The sequence below is a fragment of the Dongia sp. genome (assembly GCF_041906375.1).
Taxonomy (GTDB): domain Bacteria; phylum Pseudomonadota; class Alphaproteobacteria; order Dongiales; family Dongiaceae; genus Dongia.
In genome coordinates, this window is record NZ_JAYRJJ010000005.1 from 180,008 (window position 1) to 206,468 (window position 26,461).

Consider the following 26,461-nt stretch of genomic DNA (forward strand, 5'->3'; position numbering starts at 1 on the left):
ACGCCACCATCGGGAGCGTGGAACGTTGCTGCCAACCGGCATGCATCAAAGGGAGGTTTCAATGTCGAACAACTATCGCACACGCCTGCTGCAGGCGATCGTCGGTGGCGCCATTCTGGCCGGCGCCCAGTCACTCACGATCGGCGCTTTCGCCGACACCACTTTGAATGCCCTCTTCATGGCGCAAGCCGCCTACAGCGAAGACAATGTGCGCGCCATGACCGCCGATTTCGAGGCCGCCAATCCGGGTGTCAAGATCAACCTCGAATTCGTTCCATATGAAGGGCTCCATGATAAAACCACGCTGGCCCAGGGTGCCGGCGGCGGCTACGACGTGGTGCTGTTCGACGTTATCTGGCCCGCCGAATTCGCCGAGAACAAGGTGCTCCTCGACGTCACCGATAAGATCACGCCGGAGATGAAGGATGGTGTCCTGCCAGGCGCCTGGACTACGGTCGAATATCAGAACAAGCGCTATGGGCTGCCCTGGATCCTCGACACGAAATATCTCTTCTACAACACCGAGATCCTGGAAAAAGCCGGCATTAAGACTCCGCCCAAAACCTGGGCCGAATTGCTCGACCAGGCCAAGATCATCAAGGAAAAGAAGCTCGCCGAATTCCCGATCGTGTGGAGCTGGGCCCAAGCTGAAGCGGCCATCTGCGACTACACAACGCTCGTCGCAGCCTTCGGCGGCTTCTTCCTTGACGCCGACGGCAAGCCCGCCTTCCAGAACGGTGGCGGCGTCGACGCGCTTGCCTATATGACGGATTCGATCGAGCAGGGCCTCAGCAACCCGAACTCGAAGGAGTATCTCGAGGAAGATGTCCGCCGTGTCTTTTCCAGTGGCGAGGCTGCCTTCGCCATGAACTGGACCTATATGTACAATATGGCGAACGATCCGAAGGAATCGAAGATCGTCGGCAAGGTCGGCGTTGTCCCGGCACCGGGAGTCGAAGGCAAGAGCGAGGCCTCGGCCGTCAATGGATCGATGGGCCTTGGCATTACCAGCACCAGCCAGCACCCGGATGAGGCCTGGAACTATATCGCCTTCATGACCTCAAAGGCCGAGCAGGAGAAGTTTGCCAAGCTAAGCCTTCCGATCTGGGCGGATTCCTACAGCCAGCCGGCCGTCACGACCGGGCAGGAAGCACTCGTGGCTGCGGCCAAGACATCGCTGGGCCTGATGTTCCCGCGCCCAACCACGCCGACGTATCAACAGCTTTCCACCCAGCTGCAGCAGGCGATCCATGCAGCCCTGCTGAAGCAATCGACACCGGAGGAAGCCCTGAAGGCTGCGGCCGAGAGCGCCAGCGGCGGTCTCTGATAGCACGAACCGGCCGGACCACACATCCGGCTGAACACGAGAGATCAGGTCACCGATGATGATGGGACGATGGATGATGCTGCGGAGCTGGCTGTTGCTGGCCCCCCTTCTCGCCATCATGACCTTCATCATCGGATGGCCCCTCGCCAAGACTGTCGGCGTCAGCTTCACCGACGCCAAGCTTATCGGCGGTGCGGTCAACTGGGTCGGAACCGACAATTTCAGCCGAGTCTTCTCCAGCGGCGCATTCTACAGCGTGGTTTGGACCACCATCCGCTTCGTGCTCATCTCAGTCACCGCCGAATTCGCCATCGGGCTGGCCGCAGCCTTGCTGCTTGATCAGAAATTCGTCGGCCGCAATCTCCTGCGCGCCCTCATGATCCTGCCCTGGGCGCTGCCAACGGTGGTTAACGCCACCATGTGGCGCCTTATCTACAATCCCGATTTCGGGGCCTTCAACGCATTGCTCACCCAGACCGGCCTGATCGATACCTACCGTTCCTGGCTCGGCGAGCCGAGTTCGGCGCTTCTTGCCGTTTGCCTGGCCGACGTCTGGAAGAATTTTCCTCTCGTTACCCTCATCGCACTCGCCGCCCTGCAATCGGTGCCGCGCGAATTGCACGCTGCAGCCGTCATGGATGGGGCCGGCCCCTGGTCGCGGTTCCGGGCGGTGGTGCTCCCCTATCTCATCGGCCCGCTCACAGTCGCCATCGTTCTGCGAACCATCGAGGCCTTCAAAGTATTCGACATCATCTGGGTCATGACGCGCGGCGGTCCCGCAAACAGTACGAAGACCGTCAGCATGCTGGTCTATGAGCAGGCTTTTTCCTTTCAGAAGGCAGGCATCGGCGCCTCGGTGGCACTCATCATGGTACTGGTGAGTTCCATCCTGATCGCCGGCTATGTCGGCCTGCTGCGCCGGCAAGGAGAGTTCCGTTGACATGATGGAACGCCGCAGCCTCGCCTTCAGCATGTTCATTCACACGGGTGCCCTGCTGCTCGGGATATTTATCCTGGCGCCAATCGCCTGGCTTCTCATCATGAGCATCAGCGACACCAACGACCTCACTACCATTCCCTTGCGCTGGATACCCCAGACGTTCGACCTGCACCGCTACCACGAGATCATTTCGCTGACCGCGAACAGTGTCGGGTCCGCCTTCCTCACCGCACTCCGCAATAGTCTGGCCGTAGCAATACTCGCTTCATTGGGAGCGCTTGCCGTCGCCATTCCGGCCGCATGGTCCGTCTCCCGCGCCAATGGTCGCCTCAACTTTTCGCTCTATGTTGTTGTTGGCACCTACATGCTGCCGCCCGTGGCGCTGGTGGTGCCGATCTATTTTGCACTCAGCGCCATGGGAGCACTCAATTCGGTCTTCAGCCTCGCCATCGTGTATCTTAGCATCCTGGCGCCCTTCACCACCTGGCTGTTGAAGAGCAATTTCGATCATGTGCCCGCTGAAATAGAACAGGCAGCCATGATCGACGGCGCACGGCTCGACCAGATATTGCGGCGCATCACTTTGCCGCTGGCGGCCCCTGCCCTCACCACTGCCGGGCTCTTCGCATTTCTGTTGGCTTGGGACGAATTTTTCTATGCCTTGCTGTTTACGGCCAAGGATTCGAAAACGCTTCCTGTCTTCATAGCCGATCTCGCCGGCGGGCGTGTTGCCGATTACGGCCTCATCGCTACAGCGGGTGTCATGGCTTCATTGCCGCCGGTTCTGATCGGTTTTTTCCTGCAAAAATCCCTCGTGTCCGGCCTGACCGCCGGCAGTGTAAAAGGATGACCAAATGACTATGCGTACGGCCGGGCCAGGCCTGTTGGCATTGCGGGCCGAAATGGCGCGCCAGCACCAGGATGCGCGAGACTCCTATGACGCCAATGGTGAGATCGCGACGACTATAGCCGGAGCACTACGGCGCAATCGCCGGCTGGTCCTGCTTGGCATGGGAGCGTCGCATGCCGTCAATCGCATGGTCGAGCCAACTTATCGCGCCTTGGGCATACAGGCGATTTCGCTGCCTTTGTCCGAGCATCTTTATGCGCCACTTGATCTCGCGGGCAGCGTCGTCATTGTCACGTCACAATCGGGTGAGTCAGTCGAAGTCCATCGGCTGTTCAGCGCACTCGGCCGGCACGACAGCGTCTTTGGCCTCACTCTGGAGGGTGGTTCCACCCTGGCGCAATCCTCCCCGTCGCTCATCGGACGTGGTGGAACCGAACGCGCCTTTGCCGCCACCCGCAGCCTGCTGATCAGCCTTGCTTTGCATCAGCGGGTGCTGACTGCTCTGGGCGATGATCCGACTTCTGCCCTCGCAGCCCTCGCCGACACGAGCACACCGGATCTTAGTTCGGCACTCGCTGCCTTGCGAGATAGCAGCGCCCTCGTCTTCTCCGGCCGCGCCATGCGCGGCCTTGCCGAGGCCGCAGCCCTTGGCGCCATGGAGTTGGGGCGCCTGCCGGCGCTCGCCCTCGAAGGCGGTCAGTTCCGCCATGGCCCGATGGAAATCCTGGGGCCTAAGATTGGCGTTGTTTTGGCCAAATCAGACGAGCCGACGGCACCTCTTATCGACAGCCTGGCGCAGCTCTGCGTCGCTGCCGGATCACCGACAATTCTAGTCGATTCCAGCGGCCAGCCTGCCGTCCCAGGCACCTGTCAGATTGCAGCACGGAAGTCTGCCGGCATCGCGGCCGCCCTTTCGCTGCTGCCGGCAGCTCAGAAACTGGTGATCGAGTTGGCCGATGCACGGACTGAAAACGTCGGCACGCCAATCCGCAGTGGCAAGATCACCCGCGATGAGTGACAGGCCGCGTCGCTCCCTGGCCGTCATCGGCAATGTGAATGTCGACATCATTATCGGCCCCGCAGCTCCCTGGCCTATGCCAGGCACCGAAGTCCTGGTGGACCATGGCGAGATTCGCGTCGGCGGCGCTGCAGGCAATGTCGGGCTGACCTGGAACGCCCTGGATATTCACTATCAGATGGCCGCCAATACCGGCCATGATCATTTCGGCCGCTGGTTGCGCGACACCTTCTCCGATCACGCGCGACGTTGGCCCATTGCCCAGACAGCCACGACTTTCTCGGTTGGCGTTACACATCCTGACGGCGAACGCACCTTTTTCACGATACCGGGCCATATGCCGCTGCTGACGGCGCAACAAGTCCGCAACATGATCGATATCGACACCTTGCAAGGCGGCATTGCCTTGTTTGTCGGTTCCTATCTTACCGATGCGCTGACGGCCGAGTATGCGTCCCTGTTCACGTGGCTCAAGACGCATCAGGTTGAAGTTGCTCTGGATACCGGATGGCCTATCAGCGGCTGGACAGCGGCAACTATAGCCACCACACGCAGCTGGCTGGCACATTGCACGCATCTGCTTCTCAACGAGGTTGAAGCGACCGCACTTACCTCAACCGGCTCCGTCGATGCCGCACTGACCGCGCTCAGCGGTATAACGCCGCCCGATTGCCATTGCGTGGTCAAATGCGGCCCCGCCGGTGCGGTTGGGCTCTATTACGAAGAACGCGTGGAGATCGCAGCGCCGAAGATCGTCCCAATCGACACGATTGGCGCCGGCGACGTCTTCGATGCCGCCTATCTCGCTGAAATAGCCGAGGGCAGACCTTTCAAGGATGCCATCACCGCGGGCGTCAATACGGCTTCACGCGCCGTGGCGACACTGCCGCGTGCTTACCGCGTCGAAGGATAAGCTACATTCCCCAGCGCAATGCAGCGGTGTGTATCGGCGAATCCCACAAGGCAAGGTCGGCATCCTCGATCAGGGACAGTGTGATCGAACAACCCGCCATCTCCAGCGAAGTCACATAGGGCCCGACCAGGCACCGGGCGACCAGCAATTTCTGGCCGGCCAGGATGCGCCGCGCGGCATTGCACATCAGATAGAGTTCCATTGACGGCGTGCCGCCGAAACCGTTGACCAGGAGGATTGCCTGTTGCCCGGGCTTCGGCGCCAGATCGCCCGTGATGGCACCGACCATTTCCGCGGCGATGGCATCGGCCGAGGCAAGCTTTACCCGCCGCCGGCCAGGCTCGCCATGAATGCCGACGCCCATCTCCATCTCGTCCTCCGCCAAAGCGAATGTCGGTTTGCCGGCAGCCGGGACCGTGCAACTGCTGAGCGCGACGCCCATCGATCGGGTGCGGCCGTTTACAGATTGTCCATAGGCCTGGAGCGCGTTGAGATCCCGTCCCTGCTCGGCTGCGGCCCCGACCAGACGCTCGACGATCAATGTGCCCGCGACGCCGCGCCGGCCGGTCGAATAGGTCGATGTTTCGACAGCCACATCATCGTCAGTGATCACGGTAGCAACGGGTCCGCCGATCATGTCACCGGCCATTTCTGCGGCCATGGCGAAATTCATCACATCGCCTTCGTAATTTTTGACGATGAAAAGAATACCGGCGCCGGTATCGACCGCTTGGGCAGCTGCCAGCATCTGGTCAGGTGTCGGCGATGTGAAAACCTGACCCGGACAGGCGGCATCCAGCATGCCATGGCCGACAAAGCCGCCATGAAGTGGTTCATGCCCGGAACCGCCGCCGGAGATGAGGCCGACTTTGCCTTTCTTGAGGCTGCGGCGACGGATGAACTTGCGTTCTTCCCCCAATTCGACGATGTCGGCATGGGCCGCCGCGAAGCCGTCCAGCGTCTCAGCGAGGACCGTATCAGTTCCGTTGATCAGCTTCTTCATGTTCTGCTCCCCAATATACTCACGCGGCTGTTACTGGCCGTCTTCAACAATCCTGGCTACCTGAACAGCAAGCTCGCTCAGCATATGATCAAGGCGCCGGTTGCGCTCTTCATCGCCCAGATCGGGCACGTGCAAGGTCGTCGTGCGGATGCGGCGGCTCGATTGCGCGCGCTGCAGCCGGCCCGGATGCGCGCGCCCATAGGCCTCCAGAAAGGCCTGTCGCTCGTGAGTCGGAAAGTGGACGATTTCAAAAATGGTCTCTATATGCGGCGCCGGTATCGGCACCGCATAGCTTGCATTGGTAATCTGCGTTATGAAACTGCGGTTCTTGCCCAGCGCATGCGCCAGCCGCTGGCGCGTACCGGACGGCCGATTGTCCAGAAGCCGCTGCAGGATGCCCTTATACTCGGCCATGGCAGAGGCTTCATTGGTGACACTTTCAGTCTCGGCATTCATGTCGATTGCCACCTTGCGATCACGGCCTTTGCGCGGGCCAGCATGGTCGGCGCCATCGAGACGTTACGTACACCCGCCTGCAGGAGCAAGGGAAGCAGGCGTGGGTCGCCGCCGGCATCACCGCACAGGCTGACCTCCCGGCCGGCCTCGCGCCCAAAGCGCGCTACATGCTCGATCAGCATCAAGACTGCCGGATTCGCCGTGTCGTTGAGGCCGGCGACGGCGGAAATATCACGCGCCGACGCCGTCACATATTGTGTGAGATCGTTGGAGCCGATGGAAAAGAATGCGGCGTCATAACGATCAATCGCCAGGGCGGCAGCCGGCACTTCCACCATGATGCCGAGGGCCGGCATCCGGCAGGGCACGCCAGCCCGCTCCAGATCGGCGACTTCCCCGGCCAGAAGCGCAGCAGCAGCGGCGACTTCCGCCGGAACGGTCACCATCGGCAGCATCACCTTGAGTGGGCCGAAATGGGCTGCCCGCGCCAGGGCACGCAGCTGAACGCGAAAGACGTCAGGATGCGCCAGCGACAGGCGAATGCCGCGCAAGCCCAGAAATGGATTGGATTCGGCAGCCATCGACAGGCCTTCGATCGGTTTATCGCCGCCGGCGTCAAGCGTGCGGATAGTGACCGGGCGCCCAGCCGCCCAGGTGACGATGCGATGATAGACCGCGAATTGCTGGTCCTCGTCCGGCAATTGCGGCTGGTCGTGGAACAGGAATTCGGTACGGACCAGCCCAATACCATCGCAGATCGCCGGGTCGAGCTTGTCGAGTTCCGTGGGTGCCGCCACGTTGATCTGCGTGAACACCCGCTGCCCGTCGGCAGTGACAGCCGGTTGCATCAGGTATTGTGCCCATTGCGCCGCCTCCGTTGCAGCGTGTTGCAATTGGTGCTGAAACGCCTGCGCTGCCTGCACGGTCGGGGCGAGATTGATCCGGCCCACTTCCCCGTCTAGCAGGGCGGATTCCAGCGGCTGAATGTCGGCGAGATCAAGGTCGAGCCCAACCACCATAGGCACACCACGCGTCCGTGCCAGCATGGCAACATGGGAACTGGGACTCCCACCGGTGAGGGCGATGCCGCCGCCCGCCGACCAGTCGCAGGCAAGGAATCGAGACGGCGGCATATCCTCGGCGAGGATAATCGCACCGGCCGGCGGAAGCGCAGCGGCCGTACCGAACAAATGTTCCAGAACCCTGTCGCGAATATCGATCATGTCGCTGGCGCGGGCCCGAAAATACTCTTCATCGGCGGCCTCATACTCCGCGATCTGCTCGTTCAGAGCTTCGCTCCAGGCGGCATCGACTGCTGCACCTTCGGCAATCGCCGCGAAAGCAGCCTCGGCCAAGGCATCATCGCCCAGCATCGCCACCTGAAACTCCAGGATCTCGGCGGCGTCATCACTTGCCTGCTGCTGCAGCTTCTCGATCTCGCCAATAGCAAGCGCGATAGCGTCGCGCAACTTGGCAGCCTCCTGGACCGGCGAACCAGCGGCATGCCTCTGCACCGTCACCGGACGCGAAATAAAGAGAGGCCCGGCCGCAAGCCCGGGCGACGCCGCGCGGCCACTATGCCATGTGTCAGGCGCCATGCCCCGGACCGACATTCGCCGCAACGCCCTCGTGATTCTCGTCAAAGTCGCGTCGCACCAAATCAGACAGCGCCGCGATCGCCTCCGCCGCATCCGTCCCATTGGCGGAAAAATGCAGGACCGCGCCCTTGGGGGCCTTCAGCGCCATCACCTTGACGACACTCTTGGCATCGATCCAGGGTCCGGCAGCATCGAAGGCAAGCTGGACCCTGGCCGCGAACGTCTTGGCAAGCTTGGTCATCTTCACCGCTGGCCGCGCATGCAGGCCGGTGGGGTTGGTGATCTCGATCGCCGCTTTGATCGTCGTCTCAGTCATGCTCACCCAGTTTCGTTCCCGACTCGAATGCCGCCATCATTGCGGCGACAGTTCTTCGGCCGTCCGCCGCACGATGTCCAGAGAAGACCCCCCGGACGCCTCCGTTGCCGCTATGACGGCGCCTTCAACGATCGGCGCATTGCATACGACGACCTTTTCCTGTCGATCAGCCGGCAGCATTTCAACCGCCATTTCGGAATTGGTCTCCGCACCGCCGAGATCGACCAGGATGGCGACACCGGCATCCGACCAGGCCTTGTCGATCGCTTCGAGGATGCGCTCGACCGACGTGCCAAGATTGCCTGCCGGATCGCCTCCGCACCAGGCCAGGGGAACCTCATTTCCGACCATCTGACGCACCATGTCGGCAGCACCTTCCGCCACCTTGGGCGAATGTGAAACGATGACGATACCAACCCTGCTCATGCCACTTCCTTCAACACATCCACCACTGCGCCGATCATCAGCGCCGAGGAGCGGGCGCCAGGGTCCATATGACCGATCGACCGATCACCCAGGAAAGACGCTCGGCCGCGGATGGCCTTGAGCGGCTTAGTCGCCTCGCTCGCCGCATGAGCCCTCGCCGCGAGTGCATCGAGATCGAGGTTGCCGGATTCCAATTGCTCGGCAACGGGAATGAGCACGTCGAGCATCGTCTTGTGCCCCGCCTCCGCCTTGCCGCGCGCCTGCACCGCGACGATGGCGGCTCGGAAGGCCTTCACGATGTCGGCGGCAGTCGGCTCAATCGGCAATTCCTTGCCCAACGTCATGAAAAGCGTGCCAAAGAGCGGCCCCGAGGCACCACCAACCTTCATGACCAAGGTCATACCGGCACCCTTGAGGAATTCCGGCAGTGGCTTTGCTGCCAAGCTCGCGGCATCCGCGGCAACAGCTTCAAAGCCGCGCTTCATATTGATGCCATGATCGCCATCGCCGATCGCCTGATCGAGGGCCGTCAACTCCTCGGCATGCTGCTCGATCACTTTGGCTACGGCCGCAACCAGAGCCTGGCGGAGTTCCGCACCCTGTTTCATGCCCATGCTTCCATACGCCAGCAACTCACATTCCTCTCCTAAGACGCAATACGCTCGCCACTGGGCCCGAAAAACAGTGCGCCCTTGAGGCCGAGATCCACCGCATCGCCTACCGACAAGTCCATATCCGGGTCCACCAAGGTCACGAGCTTATGTTCCCCGAGGCTGAGATGGAGGTGGTTCTGATCGCCGAGATGCTCGATCCAGTCAACCCTTGCAGCGTTGCTGCGAGCCTGCGCCACCCTACCCACGACGACATGCTCGGTCCGCGCACCGATCGTCGCAGTTCCCGCCGGCATCGGATGGCTGGCAAATGCCGCTGCGGGCAGCAAATTGATCGACGGCATGCCGAGGCGTGTCGCTACATAGATATTGCGTGGCGATTCATAGATTTCCCGCGGCGTCCCAACCTGCACCAAACGACCATGGTCAAGCACGCCGATGCGCGTCGCCATCGTCATCGCCTCGATCTGGTCATGGGTCACATAGAGCATGGTGGCGCCGAGGTCACGCTGGATGTGCTGCAATTCCAGCCGCATGTCGGAGCGTAACTTGGCATCCAGCGAGGACAGCGGCTCATCCATCAGATAGATCGATGGCGACCGCACCAAGGCCCGGCCGATGGCAACACGCTGCATTTCACCGCCAGAGAGACGAGTCGCGCGGTTCTGCAGCTTTTTCTCGATGCGCAGCAAAGCAGCCACACGCTCGACCGTCGCCTTGATTGTCGCCTCATCCACCCGGCGAACCGGGGATCGCAGTGGAAAGGCCAGATTCTCGAACACACTCAGATGTGGATAGAGCGAATATTGCTGGAACACGAAAGCGACGTTCCGCTCAGCGGGCGACAAGGGCGCGGCATCCCGCCCATTGATAAAGATGCGGCCTGCGTCTGGCTTTTCCAGACCGGCGATGAGACGCAAGGTCGTCGTCTTGCCGGCTCCGGTCGGCCCCAGCAATACGACGAACTCGCCGTCATGCACGGTAAGGTCGACGCCTTCCACGGCGGTCGTATCCCCGAAATGCTTGGTTACTGCTTCCAGGCGGATCTCAGCCATGGGCCGCTCCATCGAACAAAGCGGTATTGACCGCACGGCCGCCCTCGCCCCGAAAAAGAGACAGCCGTTCCGACTTGAGGCGGAGGCCGACATGGGCGCCGGGCGTGACAGCGACATGCGAATTGGTGCGTGCCTTCACCTGACCGAATACGGTATCGACCGTGATGATCTGGGTCGTTCCGAGATATTCCGTGCCATAGACAGCGCCCCGCAGCGGCGAGCCGTCGTCAAATCGGATATGCTCCGGTCGTACGCCGAGGACGAGCTTGGAAGGCGCAATGTCTTCGTGAACAGTGGGCATCGGCACCACGGCATCGCCAAGCCGCGCCTCCGCCGTGCCACGTGCCACGCCGGCCTCGAAGCGCAGGAAATTCATCGGTGGAGAGCCGATGAAATCGGCCACAAACATGCTGATCGGACGTTGATAGATTTCCTGCGGCGTTCCGAACTGCTCGATCAGCCCGCCGCTCATCACGGCGATCTTGTCGGCCATGGACATGGCTTCGAGTTGATCATGGGTTACATAAACCGTCGTTGCCTTCAACCGGTTGTGAAGCCCGCGCAATTCGCCGCACATGACATGGCGGAATTCGGAATCGAGCGCTCCCAATGGCTCATCCATAAGGAAGCACATCGGTTCGCGCACAATGGCTCGGCCCAGAGCCACGCGCTGGCGGTCGCCGCTCGATAGCCCGGAAACCGACTTTTCCAGGATATGCTCGATGCGCAGAATCCGGCCCGCCTCGTCGACCCGGCGCCGTATCTCGGCTCGCGGCATACCCTGGCATTTCAGCGAAAAACCAATGTTCTCGCGCACATTCATATGCGGATAGAGCGCGAACAGCTGGAACACGAAAGCAATATCGCGTTCGGCGGCGCGCTTAAACGTGACGTCATTTCCCCCCAGCAGGATGCGCCCGGAAGTCGGCAGTTCCAGACCAGCGATCATGCGCAACGTGGTCGTCTTGCCACAGCCGGACGGTCCGAGCAGGACAAAGAACTCGCCGTTCTCGACAGTGAAGTTCGAATTCTTCACCGCGGCGAAGTCACCGAAACTCTTGTGCAGATTTTCAACCCTGATCTCAGCCATCGTCTACTCCGGGAACTTGCTGACGACGGTGAACATCACGATACCTGCGAGCACGGTAATGAATGACCAGCCATAGAGAGTGATCGAAAACGGCTGCACCAGCATGAAGACGCCCAGCAGGATAAGGCCGATGGCAATGTTCTCAAGCCGGCCGCGCCTGGCCCAGCCGGGCCAATTGCGCTGCGGTGGCGTCCGCTCCTTCAGCAAGGGTCCCATGCTCATTTGCGCACCGCGCCGAAAGTGATGCCGCGCAGCAGATGCTTCCGCAGCAGGATGGTGAAGAAGACAATCGGGATCAGGAACAGCGTCGTACCGGCACCGACTGCCGGCCAATCCATGCCCCCCTCGCCGATGATGGTTGGAATGAAGGGCGGTGCCGTCTGGGCCTCACCGGAGGTCAGCAAGACCGCGAAGGCGTACTCATTCCAGGCGAAGATCATGCAGAAAATAGCCGTCGCCGCGATACCGGTGGCCGCCTGCGGCAGCACGACTTTGAAAAAGGCGTGCAGGCGCGTGTAACCGTCGATCATGGCGGCTTCCTCATATTCGCGCGGAATCTCGTCAATGAAGCCTTTGAGCAGCCAGACAGCCAGCGACACGTTGACCGCCGTATAAAGGAGGATCATGCCGAGCGCCGAATCCGAGAGGCCAAGCTCGCGGTACATCAGATAGATGGGAATTGCCACGGCAATTGGCGGCATCATACGCGTCGACAGGATGAAGAACAGCAGATCGTCAGCCAGGGGGATCTTGAAACGGGAAAAGGCATAGGCCGAGAAGACGCCGAGCGAAACGGCGAGGAAAGTCGATCCGAAGGCAATGATCAGTGAATTGACGAAACGCGGCACATAGTTCGACGTGCCCGCAATGACCATCTCCCGGCGCCTCGTCACTTCGTCGCACTCACCCTGTGGCGGACCGAGCGCTTCGATATATTCGTTGGTCTGCCTCGTTCGCGTCGTGAAGAGGTTGCAATAGCCCTCCAGCGACGGCTCGAAGACGATCTTGGGCGGATAGGAAATCGAATCCGGCGGTGTTTTCCAGCCGGTTGCAAAGATCCAACCCAGCGGCACCATCGAGATCACCGCATAGAGCACCACCAGGAAGCCAGCGATCCGCTTGGAATTCGCCGACGGCTCAACGACAGAATGGGCAGTTGTCGGCGCGCCGCTCATCTCTGTTTCACCTTGTTGAGGGCCTTCACATAGACATTGGCAAGCCCGAAGACGACCACGAATAGAATGATCGCGAAGGCCGATGAATACCCTGTCCGGTAAGCTTCGAAAGCCTGGCGCTTCAGGGTAATCGAAGCCAATTCAGTCGTTGAACCGGGACCACCACCGGTCAGCAGCATCACCATGTCGAACATCTTGAAGTTCTCGATGCCGCGGAACAGTACCGCCAGCATGATGAACGGCAATGCCATGGGCAGCGTAATCGACCAGAACTGACGCCAGCGCGACGCACGGTCAACTTCGGCCGCCTCCAGGATGTAATCCGGGATGGAACGCAAGCCGGCGAGGCAGATCAGCATCACATAGGGCGTCCACATCCAGGTATCGACGATGATGATGGCCCAGGGCGCCAGCGTCACCGACCCCAGCATCTCGAAGGAGGATGGCGGGATGCCGGTGAAAAACGAAACGATGTAGTTGAAGAGGCCGATCTGCGGCTGATAGAGAAATTTCCAGAAATTACCAACCACCGCCGGCGACAGCATCATCGGAATGAGGATGATGGTCGTCCAGAAGGCGTGGCCGCGAAACTTACGGTCGATGAGGTAGGCCAGGGCGAACCCGATCAATGTCTGGAACAAGATGGTCCAGAAGACGAAATGAGCCGTCGCCTGCATCGCTGCCCATACTTCAGGCGAGCTCAGAATGTCTTGATACCATTTGAGGCCGACATTCACGACCGGACGATTGGGTCGGTTCGAGGCAAAGTTAGTGAAGGACAGGTAGACGGTCCAGATCAGCGGAAAGATGTTGATCGCGAGCAAGAGGACCATCGTCGGCGCAACGAACAGCCAGGCGATGGACCGGTCCGACAGGCCGCGCACGACCTTGGCAACACCATGCGGTGTCGCTGAAGCTGCGCGATCGGCAATGGCTTCAATATCAGGCATGAGTCTCTCTGGAAGAAGCGGCGTCTCCGTCAAACTGCGGCGGAGACGCCGTGACACGCTAACAGGTCGTTACAGCTTGCCTTCTTCCTTGAAGATGGCGGTCCAGTCCTGAATCAGACCATCCAGGGCTTCCTTGGCCGTGCCCTGATCGGCCACGACATAGTCATGCAGACGCTTCTGCATGGCCTGAAGCAGCTGGGCATAGGAGGGCTCCTGCCAGAAATCCTGCACGCCACCCATCGCTTCGAGGAATTGGGCAGCAAAGGGTTGCGAGTCCTTGAAGCCCGGATCGTTCAGGACGGCATTGTGGCAGGCATAGCCGCCAAGCGACCACCACTTCTTCTGCACGTCGGGTTGGGCGAACCATTTGATATAGGCCAGCGCCCCATCCATGTTGTCGGTATTGGCGACAACCGAGATGCCCTGCCCGCCCAGCGTGGACGCGGCAACCTTGGCACTTGGATTGACGAAGAAGCCGGTCTTTGAACCGACGGTCTCGTCCTTCGCCATGCCGGGCATGAAGGCGAACCAGTTCATCATCATGGCGACCTGGCCCGATTTGAACGCATCGAGGCCTTCACCCATATAGCTGTCCGTATAGCCCGGAGGTGTACAGCACTTGTAGATCGCCTTGTACATTTCGAGGCCTGCAACCGCATCGGCGGAATTGACGGCGCCCTCCATGTCATACTTGCCGGGCGTGTTTTCGTATTTGAAGCCGTAGGGGTAGAGCGCCGAAGTGGCGCCCATGGTGATCCCTTCCGAGGCACGCTCGGTAAAGATCGCCGCACCATAGACCTTCTTGCCGTCGATCTCGCGGCCCTGGAAGAACTCCGCTGTTTCCTTCAGCTCTTCCCAGGTCTTCGGCGGCGCCAGGTCGCGGTTGTACTTGGCCTTGTATTCTTTCTGCAGGTCCGGATTTTCAAACCAGTCCTTGCGATAGAACCAGCCATTGGCATCGCCCATTGCCGGCAGCGCCCAATAATTCGGCGTGCCCTTCGGCCAGGTCGAATAGGCATAGACGGTGGCCGGTGCAAAGTCCGACATCTTGATTCCTTCTTTGTCGAAGAAATCATTGAGCTTCACATAGTAGCCGTTCTCCGCCGAGCCGCCGATCCATTGCGAATCGCCGATCAGCAGATCACACAGTTTGCCGCCCGAATTGAGCTCGTTGAGCATGCGGTCGGCGAAGTTCGGCCAGGGCACGAACTCGAACTTCATGTCGGTGCCAGTCTGCGCGGTGAAATCCTTCGACAGTTCGACCAACGCGTTGGCCGGATCCCAGGCTGCCCAGCACAGTGTCAGCGAATCCGCTTTAGCCTGCGACAGTGGTGCACAGGCAATGGCAGCCGCCAATGCACCTGCGCCCGCAAGGAACTTCTTCATTCCGATCTCCTCCCAATGTTGCATCCATTCCCCCAAGGGTCGGATCGGCCGATTGCATCGCTCGATCGTGATGGCCCTGTGGGTCCCGGTCGCGCTCCCCGCGCTGCCCGGCATTTCATTTGATGGATTCCGCTCCGGGGCTTTTCTTGAGGTGTTTAAATGCCGGATCGCGGTGTTCAGTAATAATTCAATACACTAAACATCACAAGTAGGCTGAAGAAGAAATTCGACGTTGATTGGCAGTTAAAATGCGCTGCAATGCAGCATTATGGACATTAATTTTTCTGCAAGCGCGAAGAAGCGCACAAAGTGACATCTCACATGGATGCATTACTAAACACAATAAACATCATTTTGGATGGCGGTTGCTGCCATTCTCCGCGTGATACCTCATTTTTTGCGTTGCGCACCTCATTTTTTGACGGCAATTTGCTCAACATGAATGATCGCCCCCGCCGCCCCACTCTCGTTGACGTCGCCGAACATGCGCAGGTGAGCCTTGCCACCGTCGACCGTGTCTTCAACCGCCGCCCTGGCGTCAGCGTCCGAACCGTCGAACGGGTCGAACAGGCTCTTGTAAAGCTGGGCTACCGTCCCGACCCAGCGGCGGTACGTCTTGCCCGTGGCATCCAGTTCAACTTCTGCTTTGTCCTGCCGACCGGCACCAACACCTTCATGTCGATGCTGGCGTCTCAGGTTGAGCGCTCCCTGCAATGGCTCGATGACCAGAATACCTATGGCGACCTGTTGCGCGTCGATGTGTTCGATCCGCTGGTCTTAGCCGATACATTGCGCAGCCTCATCGGTCGCTATCACGGCGTCGCCGTCGTGGCCCTCGACCATCCGGCCGTGCGTGACGCCATCAATGCGCTGGTCGACAGCGGCATCTTTGTCGTCACCCTGGTCTCCGACGTGCCATCATCACGACGCCACCGCTATATCGGAATCGACAATTCGTCCGCTGGACGAACCGCGGCTACCTTGATGGGCCGCTTTTCAGGCAATCGCCGGGGCAAGCTCGGTCTCATCGCCGGCAATCTGAGCTTGCGCGATCACGCCGAAAGATTGTTCGGCTTTCAGCAGGTCCTCGCGGCGGAATTTGCGGGCCTGACGCCTTTGCCCACGCTCGAAGGCAATGACGACGCCCTCCGCTGCAAGGTACTGGCGCAGTCTCTTTTGCAGGACCATGCCGATCTCATCGGCATCTACAGCATCGGCGCCGGCAATCGCGGCATCGTCGAGGCGCTTGAAGGTTCCGGCCGGGCGCGTACCGTCATCTTCATCGGGCATGAACTAACCGAATTCTCGCGCCGCTACCTCATTCAGGGTAGCATGGATGCGGTCATCAATCAGGATGCCGGCCATGAAGCCCGTTCGGCCGCGCGCGTACTGCTCGCCTATTGCAGTAGTCAGCCCATGATCGACGACCAGGAGCGCATTCGCATCGACATCTTCCTGCGCGACAACCTGCCCTGACCGCCAGGAGACATTTTTGTTCATCGGTATCGACCTTGGCACCTCGTCGGTGAAATGCATTCTGGTCGATCCCGACCAGAATGTGCTGGCGACTGCCTCTGAACCCCTCGAGGTCACCAGGCCGGCACCCACACATTCGGAACAGGATCCGGCCAGTTGGTGGCAAGCGACCCTGAAAGCTCTCGACCGCATCGCGGCCGAGGCACCCAAATCGATGCAGGCCGTTACCGGCATCGGCCTTTCCGGACAGATGCACGGTGCCACCTTGCTGGATGCAAAGGACCGGGTGCTGCGCCCCTGCATCCTGTGGAATGACGGCCGCGCCGCCGCAGAGTGTGCCGAAATGGAGTCGGCCTGGCCGCAGCTCCGAACTGTTACCGGCAATATCGCGATGCCGGGATTCACGGCACCGAAGCTTCTTTGGGTGAAGAGACACGAGCCCGCCAACTTTGCCGCGACAGCAAAGGTGTTGTTGCCCAAGGCCTATCTCCGCCTGCTGATGACCGGCGAGCATGTTGAGGAAATGTCCGATGCCGCGGGCACGCTATGGCTCGACGTCGCCAAACGCGACTGGTCCGATGCCGCGCTCGCCGCAACCGGCCTTACCCGTGGGCACATGCCGCGCCTGGTCGAAGGGTCGCGACCATCCGGCCGGATTCGCGGTGAGCTTGCCCGGCGCTGGGGTATGACTGGCGCCCCCATTGTTGCCGGCGGTGCCGGTGACAATGCGGCCGGCGCCGTCAGCCTCGGCGCGGTAAGACCCGGCGACGCTTTCGTTTCGCTCGGCACGTCGGGCGTCTTATGGGCGACGACCGCTGGCTTTGCCCCCAACCCTGCCGCTGCCGTGCATGCCTTTTGCCATTGCCTGCCGCAAAGCTGGCATCAGATGGGGGTCATCCTTTCCGCTGCCTCTTGTCTCAGTTGGCTTGCGCAGACTCTCGGCGCAAGCGAAAGCGCCTTGCTGGCAGGGCTTGCGGAAAAGCCTACGGCGCCAAGCCGGACCCTGTTCCTCCCCTATCTCTCCGGCGAGCGCACCCCGCACAATGACGCCGCGATCCGCGGCGCCTTCATCGGGTTGGCGCATGAGACGGATCGTGCCGCCCTGGTCCAGTCCGTCATGGAAGGCGTTGCCTTTGCCCTCCGCGACTGCCTGAATGCCCTCTCGGCCGCCGGCACACGTATCACGACCGCGGATGTCATCGGCGGCGGCGCCCGCTCGGCGCTATGGCTCGCCATCCTCGCCAACATCCTCGACCTGCCCTTGACCGAAGTCACCGGCGCAGAGGTGAGCGGCGCATTCGGGGCTGCACGTCTCGGCCGATTGGCCGTCACCGGCGAGGCCCCAGCAAGCGTCTGCCTGCCGCCATCGCGCGGCAGGACTATCCAACCCGAACCCGCTCTGCGCGACGGCTATGCCGCCTCTTATGCGCGCTACCGGAAGCTCTATCCCAGCTTGAAGGAGATTGCATCATGAACGCTCCGATCCGCCCCTTCTTTTCCACCAGCCAGCCAGTGAAATTCGAGGGACCGACGTCGCGCAATCCACTGGCCTTCAAATACTACAATCCCGACCAGATCGTGCTCGGCAAGCGCATGGAAGACCATCTGCGATTTGCCGTCTGCTACTGGCACAGCTTCTGCTGGCCGGGAACGGATCCTTTCGGCGGCGACACGCTGCAGCGGTTCTGGATGCAGCCCGGCGACGCAATGCAACTGGCGAAGCAAAAGGCGGATGTCGCCTTCGAGCTCTATCGCCTGTTGAATGTCCCCTACTTCACCTTCCATGACCGGGATGTGGCGCCCGAGGGGGCCAACCTCGCTGAATCCAATCGCAATCTGCGCGAAATGTCGGATGTCATCGCCCGCAAGATGGAGGGCGCCAAGGCAAAGCTGCTCTGGGGCACAGCCAATCTCTTCTCGCATCGCCGCTATATGAGCGGGGCTGCTACCAACCCTGACCCTGAGGTCTTCGCTTACGCCGCTGCCCAGGTGAAAAATGTCTTCGAAATCACCCATCAACTTGGCGGCGAGAACTACGTCCTCTGGGGTGGTCGTGAGGGCTATGAGACATTGCTCAACACCGATCTCGGCCGTGAACTGGATCAGCTCGGGCGCTTCCTCAACCTGGTCGTCGAGCACAAGCACAAGATCGGTTTCAAGGGCACCATCCTCATTGAGCCCAAGCCGCGCGAGCCGACGAAGCACCAGTATGATTTCGACGTCGCCTCCGTCTATGGATTCCTCGCCCGCTATGGCTTGGAGAAGGAGGTGAAGGTCAATATCGAGGCCAACCACGCCACGTTGGCAGGCCACAGTTTCGAGCACGAAATCTCGCTCGCTTGGGCGCTTGGCATCTTCGGCTCGATCGACATGAATCGCGGCGATCCGCAATTGGGCTGGGACACGGACCAGTTCCCCAACAATATCCAGGATACGGCCCTGGCCCTTTACTACATTCTGCAAGGTGGCGGCTTCACCACCGGCGGCCTCAATTTCGATGCCAAGATCCGCCGGCAATCGCTTGATCCGGACGATCTCATCCACGCCCATGTCGGCGGCATGGATGTCAGCGCCCGCGCGCTGCTGATCGCCGAAAGGATGATTACCGACGGCGCCCTCGCTCGCCATGTCAAAGGCCGCTATGCCGGCTGGGACAGCGCCGAGGGCCAGGCTATCTTGGACGGCAAGAAGTCGCTGGCGGAAATTGCCGCTGGCGTCGAAGCGCGCAATGCCGAGCCCACGCCGCGTTCGGGCCAGCAGGAATTTCTGGAGAACCTCGTCAATTCCTATCTCTGATCACAAAGGCAACGCGCCGGAAACAAGGCGCAGCAAGGGGAGAAGCGACCATGGCCATGACCACCATCAAAGGACCTGCCATTTTCCTGGCGCAATTTGCCGGCGACAAAGCGCCGTTCAATTCTTTCGATTCCATCTGCAAATGGGCGGCGTCGCTCGGCTTCAAGGGTGTCCAGGTGCCGAGTTGGGACAGCCGCATGATGGACCTGGAGAAAGCGGCGAAGTCGAAGACCTATTGCGAAGAGCTAAAAAGCACCGCAGCCAAGCACGGCATTGCCATCACTGAACTTTCGACGCATCTGCAGGGTCAGCTCGTCGCCGTACATCCCGCCTACGATCAGGCCTTCGACGGCTTCGCGCCGCCGAAAGTGCGCGGCAATCCGAAAGCACGGCAGAAATGGGCGGTCGATCAGATGATACTGGCCGCCAAGGCCTCGCACAACCTTGGTCTCAACGCCCATGTCACCTTCTCAGGAGCACTCGAATGGCCCTTCATGTATCCTTGGCCGCAACGCCCGAAGGGCCTCACCGATACCGCGTTTGAGGAGCTTGCGAAACGTTGGCTGCCGATCCTCAATGCCTTCGACAAGGTGGGCGTCGACGTCTGCTATGAGATTCATCCGGGCGAGGACCTGCATGACGGGGTCACGTTCGAAATGTTCCTGGAGCGGGTGAAGAACCACCCCCGCTGCAACATCCTTTACGATCCATCACACTTTGTTCTGCAATGCCTCGACTATCTCGAATACATCGACATCTATCACGAGCGCATCAAGATGTTCCATGTGAAGGATGCCGAGTTCAATCCGACCGGCCGCCAGGGCGTCTATGGCGGCTACCAGACATGGGTCAATCGTGCCGGCCGCTTCCGCTCGCTGGGCGATGGCCAGGTCGATTTCAAAGGCATCTTCTCCAAATTCGCCCAATATGGCTTCAAAGGTTGGGCGGTGATGGAATGGGAATGCTGCCTGAAGCACCCGGAAGACGGCGCCCGCGAAGGCGCCATCTTCATCCGCGACCATATCATCCGTGTGACCGAGAAGGCCTTTGACGATTTCGCCGGCGGCGGTGCTGACAAGGCCGCCAACCGCCGTATGCTCGGCATCTGAGGAGGAAACGACATGGCTATCGAGGGAAGCAAAGAAAAGGCAAGTCGCGACCGCATCCGCCTCGGCATGGTCGGTGGTGGCGAAGGCGCATTTATCGGCGCTGTGCACCGTCTGGCGGCCCGCATGGACGACCAGTTCGAATTTGTGGCGGGCGCACTCTCTTCGACGCCTGCCAAGGCGAAGCGCTCCGGCACGGCCCTGGGACTCGCGCGCGATCGTGTCTACAGCGATTTCGAGACCATGGCCATCAAAGAGGCCGCCCGCGAGGATGGCATTGAGGCCGTCGCGATCGTGACGCCGAACCATCTCCATGCGCCTGCCGCTCGCGCCTTTCTCGATGCTGGTATTCATGTCATCTGTGACAAGCCGCTGACCACCTCGCTGAAGGATGCCCTCGACCTCCAGCGGCGCGCCAGGAAGGCGCGCAAGTTGCTGGCCGTCACCTATAACTACACCGGCTATCCCATGGTGCGGCACGCCCGCCAGATGGTGGCCGATGGTGCGCTTGGGTCCTTGCGTGTCATTCAAGTCGAATATCCGCAGGATTGGCTGACCGAGAAGCTCGAAGCCACCGGCCAGAAGCAGGCCACATGGCGCGCCGACCCCAAGCAATCGGGTGTCGGCGGTTCTCTAGGCGATGTCGGCACGCATGCCTACAATCTTGCCTGTTTCGTGAGTGGTCTCACCCTGGAGTCACTCGCCGCCGATCTTTCCCGCTTCGTGCCGGGCCGCAAGCTTGACGACAACGCCCATGTCCTCCTGCGTTTCCGCGGCGGTGCAAAGGGCATGTTGTGGACCAGCCAGGTGAGCCCCGGCAATGAGAACAATCTGCGCCTGCGCCTCTATGGCGCCAAAGGCGGGTTGGAGTGGCATCAGGAGCATCCCAACCAGCTGTTGTGGTCACCCTATGGTGAGCCGACCCGCGTCATCTCGCGTGGGACGGGCGCTGCGAATGCCGCCGCCGCCCGCATGACCCGCGTGCCGCCGGGCCATCCGGAGGGCTATCTCGAAGGCTTTGCCAATATCTATACGGAAGTGGCGGCGGCAATCCGCGCCTCGCGCCAGCGCCGGCGGGCTGATCCCGCCGTCACCTTCCCCACGGTTGCCGACGGCGCCCGCGGTGTCGCCTTCGTCGAAGCGGCGGTGAAATCCTCCGCCCGCAATGCAGCCTGGGTCAAACTGCCGAGGATCTAGACCATCAACTGCCCGCCATTCACTTCGATGACCTGTCCGGTGACATAACCGGACAGGTTCTCCGAGGCGAGATAGAGGACGGTGCCGGCGCAATCTTCCGCCGTGCCCAAGCGCTGCTGCGGAATCGTCTTTCGGGTCGCTTCCAACTTTTCCGGCGTTGAATGGCGCACATGAAAGTCCGTATGAATCGTGCCTGGTGAGACTGCGTTGACGCGAATGCCGTCCGGTGCGAGTTCCCGCGCCAGCGACCGCGTGAAGGTCGAGATGAATCCCTTGGCGCCGCTATAGATACTGGATCCAGGACTACCGCCGGTGATCGCCGAAACGGAGCTCACATTGACGATGGCACCCTTGCCACTCAATTTGAGATGCGGCAGCGCCGCGCGGCAGCAATGCACCGTGGATCGCACATTAAGGTCGAAGACCGCGTCGATGAATGCATCGTCAATCTCGGCCAGTGGTTTGCGCGCCACCATGCCGCCGGCATTGTTAACCAGGATATCTAGCCCGCCCAGCGCCGCGACCGCAGCTTTGACGAGACCATCTGCCGCACCGCTCGCCGTCAGATCAGCACCCAGAGCAAATGCGGCGCCCTGCTCTGCGACCAGCGCTTCAGCGGCAGCCTTTCCGGAATGGTATTGCACGGCGGCCCTTGCACCCGCCGCACTCAGGGCGCGGGCCATCGCCGCACCAATTCCAGTGCCGCCGCCCGTGACCAGCACGCGCTTGCCAACCAGATCGCTCATGCCCGTCATCTACTTCGTTCCTTGCTGAATGATGCCTTCCCAACCCGACATCGGCGTTTCTGCATAGCCTTGCGCCCACGTGACGTAGCGGGCAGCGAGTTCGTCGCCGTTTTGCGCCAATGCAGCGAATGCCTTTGCCGCTTCGGCAAATCTGCCGTCTCGCCACAGCGTGAGCGCAGCGGAGAAGGCTGGCAGATCGAGTTTCGCCGCGGCTTCGGGCCCCAGTGGCTGATACAAGCGTACCGGCTGGTCCCGCCCGATGACACGAATGAAATCGAGCTCGCGGAAAGTGAAGTCCTGCGCGGCCGATTCCTGGATGTGTTCGCTGGCGACGATGGGAATACCGTAATGCTTGCCCACACCTTCCAGGCGCGAGGCGACATTCACGGCGTCACCCATGACCGTGTAGTTGAAGCGCTGTGAGGAACCGATATTGCCGACGATCGCCTCGCCACGGTGAAGGCCGATGCGGATGGCAATACGCCCGCCGCCATTTTGACCGTCGCCACCGATATAAAGGGGATCATCTTCCAGCGACCTGATCATGGCGAGGCTTGCCCGCACCGCATCCACCGCCGAGTTCGGCCGGGCCAAGGGTGCCCCGAAAATCGCCAGCACGCCGTCGCCAATGAATTTGTCGACGAAGCCACCATGCGCCTGCACGATATCCGTCATGCGCCCGAAATAGCGGTTGAGGTCGTCGACCAGCGGACCCGGCTCCACGCGCTCCGACAAGGTGGAATAGGACGCAATATCGGAAAAGAGGATCGTCACGTCACGGAGTTCGCCGCCCAGGGACGGCAGTTTCTCCTCCTTGACCAGCCGATCCACCTCGCTCTTGGGCAGATAGAGCGAGAACGCGTTGCGCAATTGCCGCCTGGCCCGGTCCATGCTGCCCATGCGCAGGGCAAGTCCCGCCGGCGCTGCCAATGACATCGCGATGGCGCCGGTGACGAGCGGCGCCGCCAGCAAGTTTACGAAAGCGGCCAGTGCGGCGGTCACCCAGATTGCCACAAAGACAAGCCAAACCGGCAAGGCGCGCCAAGGCTTCGCCATGACGAACAAATACATGGAAACAAAGGCGAGCAGGCTCAGCAGCCCGAACCGCGCATTCGGGGTGAGCTTCTGCAACCCGTTCTCGTGCAGCAGATTGTCCAGCGCTGCAGCATGAATGAGGACGCCTGGCATGGCATTGCGGGCCACGCCTGAGAACTTCGACATGTCTGCCGGAATCCGGCAGCGCGGCCCCAAATCCTGGCCGTCAGGCAATGTCGCAAAGCGCCCGGAAGTGAGGACACGGTCCTCGACATCAAGAACGCCGCCAAGCAACACAATCCGTCCGGCAAAATTATCCTTGAAGAAAGCACTGTCGCCGGCCTCAGCGCAGGCGCGCAGGTCGGCCAGCGAATAGACCGGCGCACGCTTAGACGCCGCGAAGTTCAGAAGCAATTCATCGCGGCTTTGCCCCAAAGTGGGATCGGTGCCCGTCGCCCGTTCGAGAACAGCTGCCGCAAGCCCCAACTCGCTCTTGCCGGTCGTGGTTGCGATCGAAATCGGCACGCTGCGCGCGACACCATCCTCATCCGTCTGGATGTTCGCCGGGTTCTGGTTCTTCAGATCCCTTATGTCCTTGGCGCCGACGGCCCAGCGCTGCTGAATGGTCGGCCGCACCGGATCGGTCTGGTGCTTGGTATAGCCGAGGACGATCTTGCCACTCTTGGCGCCCTTTTGCAGGGCCTTGAGCCAGGCCCGGTCATAACCCGGCGAAATACTGTCTGCCGTGGTGCCGATGATGATGTCGATGCCCACGGCTTTCGGCTCGGCGGCCAGCACCGCATCGAGAACGTTGCCGAGTTCCGGCGTCCACAGCGCCTGGGGCAGGTTGCTGAAATGCTCGTCCCGGTAGGTTTCCTCATCGACCGCGACGATGGCGATCTCATCGCTGAGCGGTGGCGGGCCCCAGATGCGGAAATGAACGAGATGCAGCAGGTCGATCGACAGCCGGTCGAGTGCCATTCCCCAGGACGAAAGCGAGGCGGCGCCGATAAGCGCCGCCAGACCCAGACTGATGATGAGGTTCCGCCGCCCCCGCAAGCTGCCTCGCATTTGAAATTGTCTTGGCGGCCAGGAATCGAAAGAGAGCCAAGCTGTTAATCTAGAATGACGACACGCTCAAGCGTGCCAGTCTTGGCCTTGGTGGCATTCCGGTCAACCTCGACGATCACGGTCTGGGTGAAACCCTTCACGCGATAGGCAACGCCCGGCTGCATTTCCAGCTTGGCCGCCTGGAAATCGATGCGCTCGTTCTTGGGCTCGATCTTCCAGGTCTCCCCGCCGTTGATCGGCTCGATGATCACGCCGGCGCTCTTGCGCGCGATGATGATCGGCTGGCGGGTGAAGATATGTTTGATTTGGCCGCGGAAGGCGATGGTGGCGCTCTGCTGCGATTCGTCGGCGGTCAGGGCCAGGCGCGTCTCCGTGCATTCGGTCTTTTCCCGGGCGACCGTGCCGCCCTCGACGGCCGATTCCTTCAGGCCCACAGTCACCTTGCCACCGGTGATCGTCTCTCGGACGCAGGATTTTAGATAGCCGAGCACGATCGTTTCGCCTTGCGCGAGATCCAGGATTGTATTCTCCGGCAGCATGTCGAATGCTTGGCCCAGCCCTTCGTTTCGCGCGGAATTTTCCACAATCGCAACCGCTTTCGGCGCCGCTTCCGACGAATGTCCGGAAAGAATCACCGCCACCACGGCGACTAGGCCGCTGCACAGCAAATATCTGATTTTATTAAACTTGCTCGTCATTTTAGCAACTTCTTAGCTTTCCGGGCCGGGCCATTCGCAGGCATCATAAGCATGTGGGTGAATTAGACGCTATGGGGCAACGCATGGTTTGTGATTCCCGTCACAAGCCGGTGTTGACGCTCTTGGCGGGGCTCGCTAGAAGCGGTATTCGACCACCTGTACAAAAAGACACATTTTCGGGTGATGGAGCTAGTCGCACCCGGAGAAACGATAATTTACGAGGGACGATAATGGCTTTTTTGGCAAAATCATTGCGGCTTGCCCTGACGGCGACCGTCTTTTGCGGCACCACCGTCGCTCTGGCACGAGCCGATGACGAAATCGAAAAGAAGATCCGCGACGAAGTCAGCCGTCGGGTGACCGACGCGATTTCCAAGCGCATCGGCGACGACGTGACTTCCGACATGGAAGGCATGCCGGATACGGGCTACACCAACAGCGTCTGGTTGACCCCCTCCTATGCCAATGTCACCAGCGACAATAGCAGCCTGATCGAGAAGGCCGGCAGCGAGTTCGATACCGACCTGTGGACCATTCCGTTCGGCATCGATCACCGCTTCGGCGATTCCTTCTTCCTCGGTATCTCCGGCGCCTATGCCAATTCGGCGACCGATATCGATACCAAGGGCAGCGACGTGGATTCCGATTTCTACAGCGACACCTTCACGGTTTCGCCCTATATCGCCTACCGCTTCGCCGACTATTTCTTCGCCACCGGCCTGTTCAGCTATTCCTACAGCGATGGCAAGAGCACGGCGGATGACACCGAATCGGTCGATTCCGACAGCCAGACCTTCTCCGGCGAACTGGCCCTCAATGCCGCCGCCCCGGTCGGCGACTTCATCCTGAAGGGCAAGGCCGGCTGGCGCTATTCCTACACCGAATTGCTCGACTTCGAGGCCGAAGGCGACGATGACAGCGACGCCCACACGGCCGTCGCCTCGTTCGAGGTCGGCTACAATCTCGATCCCTTCGTTCCCTATCTCGGTGTCCAGTACGAGCATGTCTGGCCCGAAAACGTCCCCGAAGTCGACGAAGGCGATCAGGACTTCCTGTATCTCTCGGGCGGCGTGCGCGGCAAGGTGAACGATTGGCTGTCGCTCGGCGCCGGTGTGCGCGCCGAAGTCGTCAACCAGGAAACCAACCAGATCGGTGGCCAGCTGGAGTTCAAAGCACGCTTCTGATCCAATACGGTTTGGGATGACATAGAATGGGGGCGCTG

General features: G+C 60.8%; 26 protein-coding genes. 11 read left to right on the top strand and 15 right to left on the bottom strand.

Features of this window, described 5'->3' with window-relative positions; genetic code table 11:
• Positions 1-61 precede the first annotated feature (61 nt).
• Genes ACE3OA_RS16500 through ACE3OA_RS16520 form a run of 5 tightly spaced genes read left to right on the top strand, consistent with a single transcriptional unit; the run spans position 62 to position 5,048 of the window.
• Positions 62-1,327, top strand: coding sequence for an extracellular solute-binding protein (locus ACE3OA_RS16500; protein ID WP_374312678.1), 1,266 nt, complete (start codon positions 62-64; stop codon positions 1,325-1,327).
• Between the two features lie 55 nt (positions 1,328-1,382).
• The gene (locus ACE3OA_RS16505; RefSeq protein ID WP_374312680.1) at positions 1,383-2,267 is read left to right on the top strand and encodes a carbohydrate ABC transporter permease; all 885 of its coding nucleotides are present in this window, start codon (positions 1,383-1,385) and stop codon (positions 2,265-2,267) included.
• A 1-nt stretch (position 2,268) separates the two neighbouring features.
• A complete protein-coding gene (locus tag ACE3OA_RS16510; RefSeq protein WP_374312682.1) occupies positions 2,269-3,117 on the top strand; it encodes a carbohydrate ABC transporter permease in 849 nt (282 codons plus the stop codon).
• Positions 3,118-3,121: 4 nt separating this feature from the next.
• On the top strand, positions 3,122-4,135 hold the full coding sequence (locus ACE3OA_RS16515; RefSeq protein ID WP_374312684.1) for an SIS domain-containing protein: 1,014 nt from the start codon (positions 3,122-3,124) through the stop codon (positions 4,133-4,135).
• Positions 4,128-5,048 carry a carbohydrate kinase family protein gene (locus tag ACE3OA_RS16520; RefSeq protein WP_374312686.1) on the top strand — a complete coding sequence of 307 codons (921 nt, stop codon included), beginning with the start codon at positions 4,128-4,130 and terminating at the stop codon, positions 5,046-5,048. Before ACE3OA_RS16515 ends, ACE3OA_RS16520 begins: the two co-directional genes overlap by 8 nt.
• Before the next feature lies 1 nt (position 5,049).
• On the opposite strand, the gene dhaK is transcribed toward ACE3OA_RS16520, so the two are convergent.
• The 12 genes from dhaK to ACE3OA_RS16580 all read right to left on the bottom strand — a co-directional run bounded on the left by dhaK (position 5,050) and on the right by ACE3OA_RS16580 (position 15,114).
• Positions 5,050-6,051 carry a dihydroxyacetone kinase subunit DhaK gene (gene dhaK / locus ACE3OA_RS16525; RefSeq protein WP_374312688.1) on the bottom strand — a complete coding sequence of 334 codons (1,002 nt, stop codon included), beginning with the start codon at positions 6,049-6,051 and terminating at the stop codon, positions 5,050-5,052.
• Between the two features lie 30 nt (positions 6,052-6,081).
• Entirely contained in the window at positions 6,082-6,507 is a 426-nt protein-coding gene (locus tag ACE3OA_RS16530) for a hypothetical protein (protein WP_374312690.1), read from the bottom strand.
• Positions 6,504-8,207 carry a phosphoenolpyruvate--protein phosphotransferase gene (ptsP, locus tag ACE3OA_RS16535; RefSeq protein ID WP_374312692.1) on the bottom strand — a complete coding sequence of 568 codons (1,704 nt, stop codon included), beginning with the start codon at positions 8,205-8,207 and terminating at the stop codon, positions 6,504-6,506. The genes ACE3OA_RS16530 and ptsP overlap by 4 nt, the downstream gene beginning before the upstream one ends.
• A complete protein-coding gene (locus tag ACE3OA_RS16540) occupies positions 8,095-8,421 on the bottom strand; it encodes an HPr family phosphocarrier protein (protein ID WP_374312694.1) in 327 nt (108 codons plus the stop codon). Before ACE3OA_RS16540 ends, ptsP begins: the two co-directional genes overlap by 113 nt.
• A 36-nt stretch (positions 8,422-8,457) precedes the next feature.
• Positions 8,458-8,847 carry a dihydroxyacetone kinase phosphoryl donor subunit DhaM gene (dhaM, locus tag ACE3OA_RS16545; protein ID WP_374312696.1) on the bottom strand — a complete coding sequence of 130 codons (390 nt, stop codon included), beginning with the start codon at positions 8,845-8,847 and terminating at the stop codon, positions 8,458-8,460.
• The gene (gene dhaL, locus ACE3OA_RS16550) at positions 8,844-9,455 is read right to left on the bottom strand and encodes a dihydroxyacetone kinase subunit DhaL (protein WP_374312698.1); all 612 of its coding nucleotides are present in this window, start codon (positions 9,453-9,455) and stop codon (positions 8,844-8,846) included. Before dhaL ends, dhaM begins: the two co-directional genes overlap by 4 nt.
• Positions 9,456-9,493: 38 nt before the next feature.
• Entirely contained in the window at positions 9,494-10,513 is a 1,020-nt protein-coding gene (locus ACE3OA_RS16555; protein WP_374312700.1) for an ABC transporter ATP-binding protein, read from the bottom strand.
• The gene (locus ACE3OA_RS16560; protein ID WP_374312702.1) at positions 10,506-11,603 is read right to left on the bottom strand and encodes an ABC transporter ATP-binding protein; all 1,098 of its coding nucleotides are present in this window, start codon (positions 11,601-11,603) and stop codon (positions 10,506-10,508) included. Before ACE3OA_RS16560 ends, ACE3OA_RS16555 begins: the two co-directional genes overlap by 8 nt.
• A gap of 3 nt (positions 11,604-11,606) precedes the next feature.
• Entirely contained in the window at positions 11,607-11,825 is a 219-nt protein-coding gene (locus ACE3OA_RS16565) for a hypothetical protein (RefSeq protein ID WP_374312704.1), read from the bottom strand.
• Positions 11,822-12,778 (bottom strand): carbohydrate ABC transporter permease, encoded by a 957-nt coding sequence (locus ACE3OA_RS16570; protein ID WP_374312706.1) that lies wholly within the window; start codon positions 12,776-12,778, stop codon positions 11,822-11,824. Before ACE3OA_RS16570 ends, ACE3OA_RS16565 begins: the two co-directional genes overlap by 4 nt.
• Positions 12,775-13,728: a carbohydrate ABC transporter permease gene (locus tag ACE3OA_RS16575; protein WP_374312708.1), complete on the bottom strand. Its 954-nt coding sequence runs from the start codon at positions 13,726-13,728 to the stop codon at positions 12,775-12,777. Before ACE3OA_RS16575 ends, ACE3OA_RS16570 begins: the two co-directional genes overlap by 4 nt.
• 69 nt (positions 13,729-13,797) lie before the next feature.
• A complete protein-coding gene (locus tag ACE3OA_RS16580; RefSeq protein ID WP_374312710.1) occupies positions 13,798-15,114 on the bottom strand; it encodes an ABC transporter substrate-binding protein in 1,317 nt (438 codons plus the stop codon).
• 438 nt (positions 15,115-15,552) lie between these two features.
• On the opposite strand from ACE3OA_RS16580, the gene ACE3OA_RS16585 reads away from it, so the two are divergent.
• Genes ACE3OA_RS16585 through ACE3OA_RS16605 form a run of 5 tightly spaced genes read left to right on the top strand, consistent with a single transcriptional unit; the run spans position 15,553 to position 21,689 of the window.
• Positions 15,553-16,590 (top strand): LacI family DNA-binding transcriptional regulator, encoded by a 1,038-nt coding sequence (locus tag ACE3OA_RS16585; protein WP_374312712.1) that lies wholly within the window; start codon positions 15,553-15,555, stop codon positions 16,588-16,590.
• Between the two features lie 16 nt (positions 16,591-16,606).
• Entirely contained in the window at positions 16,607-18,064 is a 1,458-nt protein-coding gene (gene xylB, locus ACE3OA_RS16590; protein WP_374312714.1) for a xylulokinase, read from the top strand.
• Positions 18,061-19,386: a xylose isomerase gene (gene xylA, locus ACE3OA_RS16595; RefSeq protein WP_374312716.1), complete on the top strand. Its 1,326-nt coding sequence runs from the start codon at positions 18,061-18,063 to the stop codon at positions 19,384-19,386. Before xylB ends, xylA begins: the two co-directional genes overlap by 4 nt.
• 56 nt (positions 19,387-19,442) lie before the next feature.
• On the top strand, positions 19,443-20,495 hold the full coding sequence (locus tag ACE3OA_RS16600) for a sugar phosphate isomerase/epimerase family protein (protein WP_374313046.1): 1,053 nt from the start codon (positions 19,443-19,445) through the stop codon (positions 20,493-20,495).
• 12 nt (positions 20,496-20,507) lie between these two features.
• Entirely contained in the window at positions 20,508-21,689 is a 1,182-nt protein-coding gene (locus tag ACE3OA_RS16605; RefSeq protein WP_374312718.1) for a Gfo/Idh/MocA family protein, read from the top strand.
• Here ACE3OA_RS16605 and ACE3OA_RS16610 read toward each other — a convergent pair.
• The 3 genes from ACE3OA_RS16610 to ACE3OA_RS16620 are packed head-to-tail and all read right to left on the bottom strand — an operon-like array spanning position 21,686 to position 25,239.
• Positions 21,686-22,435 carry an SDR family NAD(P)-dependent oxidoreductase gene (locus ACE3OA_RS16610; protein WP_374312720.1) on the bottom strand — a complete coding sequence of 250 codons (750 nt, stop codon included), beginning with the start codon at positions 22,433-22,435 and terminating at the stop codon, positions 21,686-21,688. The two genes, ACE3OA_RS16605 and ACE3OA_RS16610, sit on opposite strands and share 4 nt — an antisense overlap.
• Positions 22,436-22,444: 9 nt before the next feature.
• Entirely contained in the window at positions 22,445-24,541 is a 2,097-nt protein-coding gene (locus ACE3OA_RS16615; RefSeq protein WP_374312722.1) for an adenylate/guanylate cyclase domain-containing protein, read from the bottom strand.
• A 44-nt stretch (positions 24,542-24,585) separates the two neighbouring features.
• Entirely contained in the window at positions 24,586-25,239 is a 654-nt protein-coding gene (locus ACE3OA_RS16620; RefSeq protein WP_374312724.1) for a hypothetical protein, read from the bottom strand.
• A gap of 230 nt (positions 25,240-25,469) precedes the next feature.
• On the opposite strand from ACE3OA_RS16620, the gene ACE3OA_RS16625 reads away from it, so the two are divergent.
• Complete coding sequence (locus ACE3OA_RS16625) at positions 25,470-26,423, top strand: autotransporter outer membrane beta-barrel domain-containing protein (protein ID WP_374312726.1); 954 nt, start codon at positions 25,470-25,472, stop codon at positions 26,421-26,423.
• Positions 26,424-26,461 lie beyond the last annotated feature (38 nt).

Excerpts from the sequence above, each read along its gene's own strand:
- ACE3OA_RS16500 (WP_374312678.1), top strand. The coding sequence starts at position 62 with ATGTCGAACAACTATCGCACACGCCTGCTGCAGGCGATCGTCGGTGGC.
- ACE3OA_RS16505 (WP_374312680.1), top strand. The coding sequence starts at position 1,383 with ATGATGATGGGACGATGGATGATGCTGCGGAGCTGGCTGTTGCTGGCC.
- ACE3OA_RS16510 (WP_374312682.1), top strand. The coding sequence starts at position 2,269 with ATGATGGAACGCCGCAGCCTCGCCTTCAGCATGTTCATTCACACGGGT.
- ACE3OA_RS16515 (WP_374312684.1), top strand. The coding sequence starts at position 3,122 with ATGACTATGCGTACGGCCGGGCCAGGCCTGTTGGCATTGCGGGCCGAA.
- ACE3OA_RS16520 (WP_374312686.1), top strand. The coding sequence starts at position 4,128 with ATGAGTGACAGGCCGCGTCGCTCCCTGGCCGTCATCGGCAATGTGAAT.
- dhaK (WP_374312688.1), bottom strand. The coding sequence starts at position 6,051 with ATGAAGAAGCTGATCAACGGAACTGATACGGTCCTCGCTGAGACGCTG.
- ACE3OA_RS16530 (WP_374312690.1), bottom strand. The coding sequence starts at position 6,507 with ATGAATGCCGAGACTGAAAGTGTCACCAATGAAGCCTCTGCCATGGCC.
- ptsP (WP_374312692.1), bottom strand. The coding sequence starts at position 8,207 with ATGGGACGGATGCGGCGGAGGCGATCGCGGCGCTGTCTGATTTGGTGC.
- ACE3OA_RS16540 (WP_374312694.1), bottom strand. The coding sequence starts at position 8,421 with ATGACTGAGACGACGATCAAAGCGGCGATCGAGATCACCAACCCCACC.
- dhaM (WP_374312696.1), bottom strand. The coding sequence starts at position 8,847 with ATGAGCAGGGTTGGTATCGTCATCGTTTCACATTCGCCCAAGGTGGCG.
- dhaL (WP_374312698.1), bottom strand. The coding sequence starts at position 9,455 with ATGAAACAGGGTGCGGAACTCCGCCAGGCTCTGGTTGCGGCCGTAGCC.
- ACE3OA_RS16555 (WP_374312700.1), bottom strand. The coding sequence starts at position 10,513 with ATGGCTGAGATCCGCCTGGAAGCAGTAACCAAGCATTTCGGGGATACG.
- ACE3OA_RS16560 (WP_374312702.1), bottom strand. The coding sequence starts at position 11,603 with ATGGCTGAGATCAGGGTTGAAAATCTGCACAAGAGTTTCGGTGACTTC.
- ACE3OA_RS16565 (WP_374312704.1), bottom strand. The coding sequence starts at position 11,825 with ATGAGCATGGGACCCTTGCTGAAGGAGCGGACGCCACCGCAGCGCAAT.
- ACE3OA_RS16570 (WP_374312706.1), bottom strand. The coding sequence starts at position 12,778 with ATGAGCGGCGCGCCGACAACTGCCCATTCTGTCGTTGAGCCGTCGGCG.
- ACE3OA_RS16575 (WP_374312708.1), bottom strand. The coding sequence starts at position 13,728 with ATGCCTGATATTGAAGCCATTGCCGATCGCGCAGCTTCAGCGACACCG.
- ACE3OA_RS16580 (WP_374312710.1), bottom strand. The coding sequence starts at position 15,114 with ATGAAGAAGTTCCTTGCGGGCGCAGGTGCATTGGCGGCTGCCATTGCC.
- ACE3OA_RS16585 (WP_374312712.1), top strand. The coding sequence starts at position 15,553 with ATGAATGATCGCCCCCGCCGCCCCACTCTCGTTGACGTCGCCGAACAT.
- xylA (WP_374312716.1), top strand. The coding sequence starts at position 18,061 with ATGAACGCTCCGATCCGCCCCTTCTTTTCCACCAGCCAGCCAGTGAAA.
- ACE3OA_RS16600 (WP_374313046.1), top strand. The coding sequence starts at position 19,443 with ATGACCACCATCAAAGGACCTGCCATTTTCCTGGCGCAATTTGCCGGC.
- ACE3OA_RS16605 (WP_374312718.1), top strand. The coding sequence starts at position 20,508 with ATGGCTATCGAGGGAAGCAAAGAAAAGGCAAGTCGCGACCGCATCCGC.
- ACE3OA_RS16610 (WP_374312720.1), bottom strand. The coding sequence starts at position 22,435 with ATGAGCGATCTGGTTGGCAAGCGCGTGCTGGTCACGGGCGGCGGCACT.
- ACE3OA_RS16615 (WP_374312722.1), bottom strand. The coding sequence starts at position 24,541 with ATGCGAGGCAGCTTGCGGGGGCGGCGGAACCTCATCATCAGTCTGGGT.
- ACE3OA_RS16620 (WP_374312724.1), bottom strand. The coding sequence starts at position 25,239 with ATGACGAGCAAGTTTAATAAAATCAGATATTTGCTGTGCAGCGGCCTA.
- ACE3OA_RS16625 (WP_374312726.1), top strand. The coding sequence starts at position 25,470 with ATGGCTTTTTTGGCAAAATCATTGCGGCTTGCCCTGACGGCGACCGTC.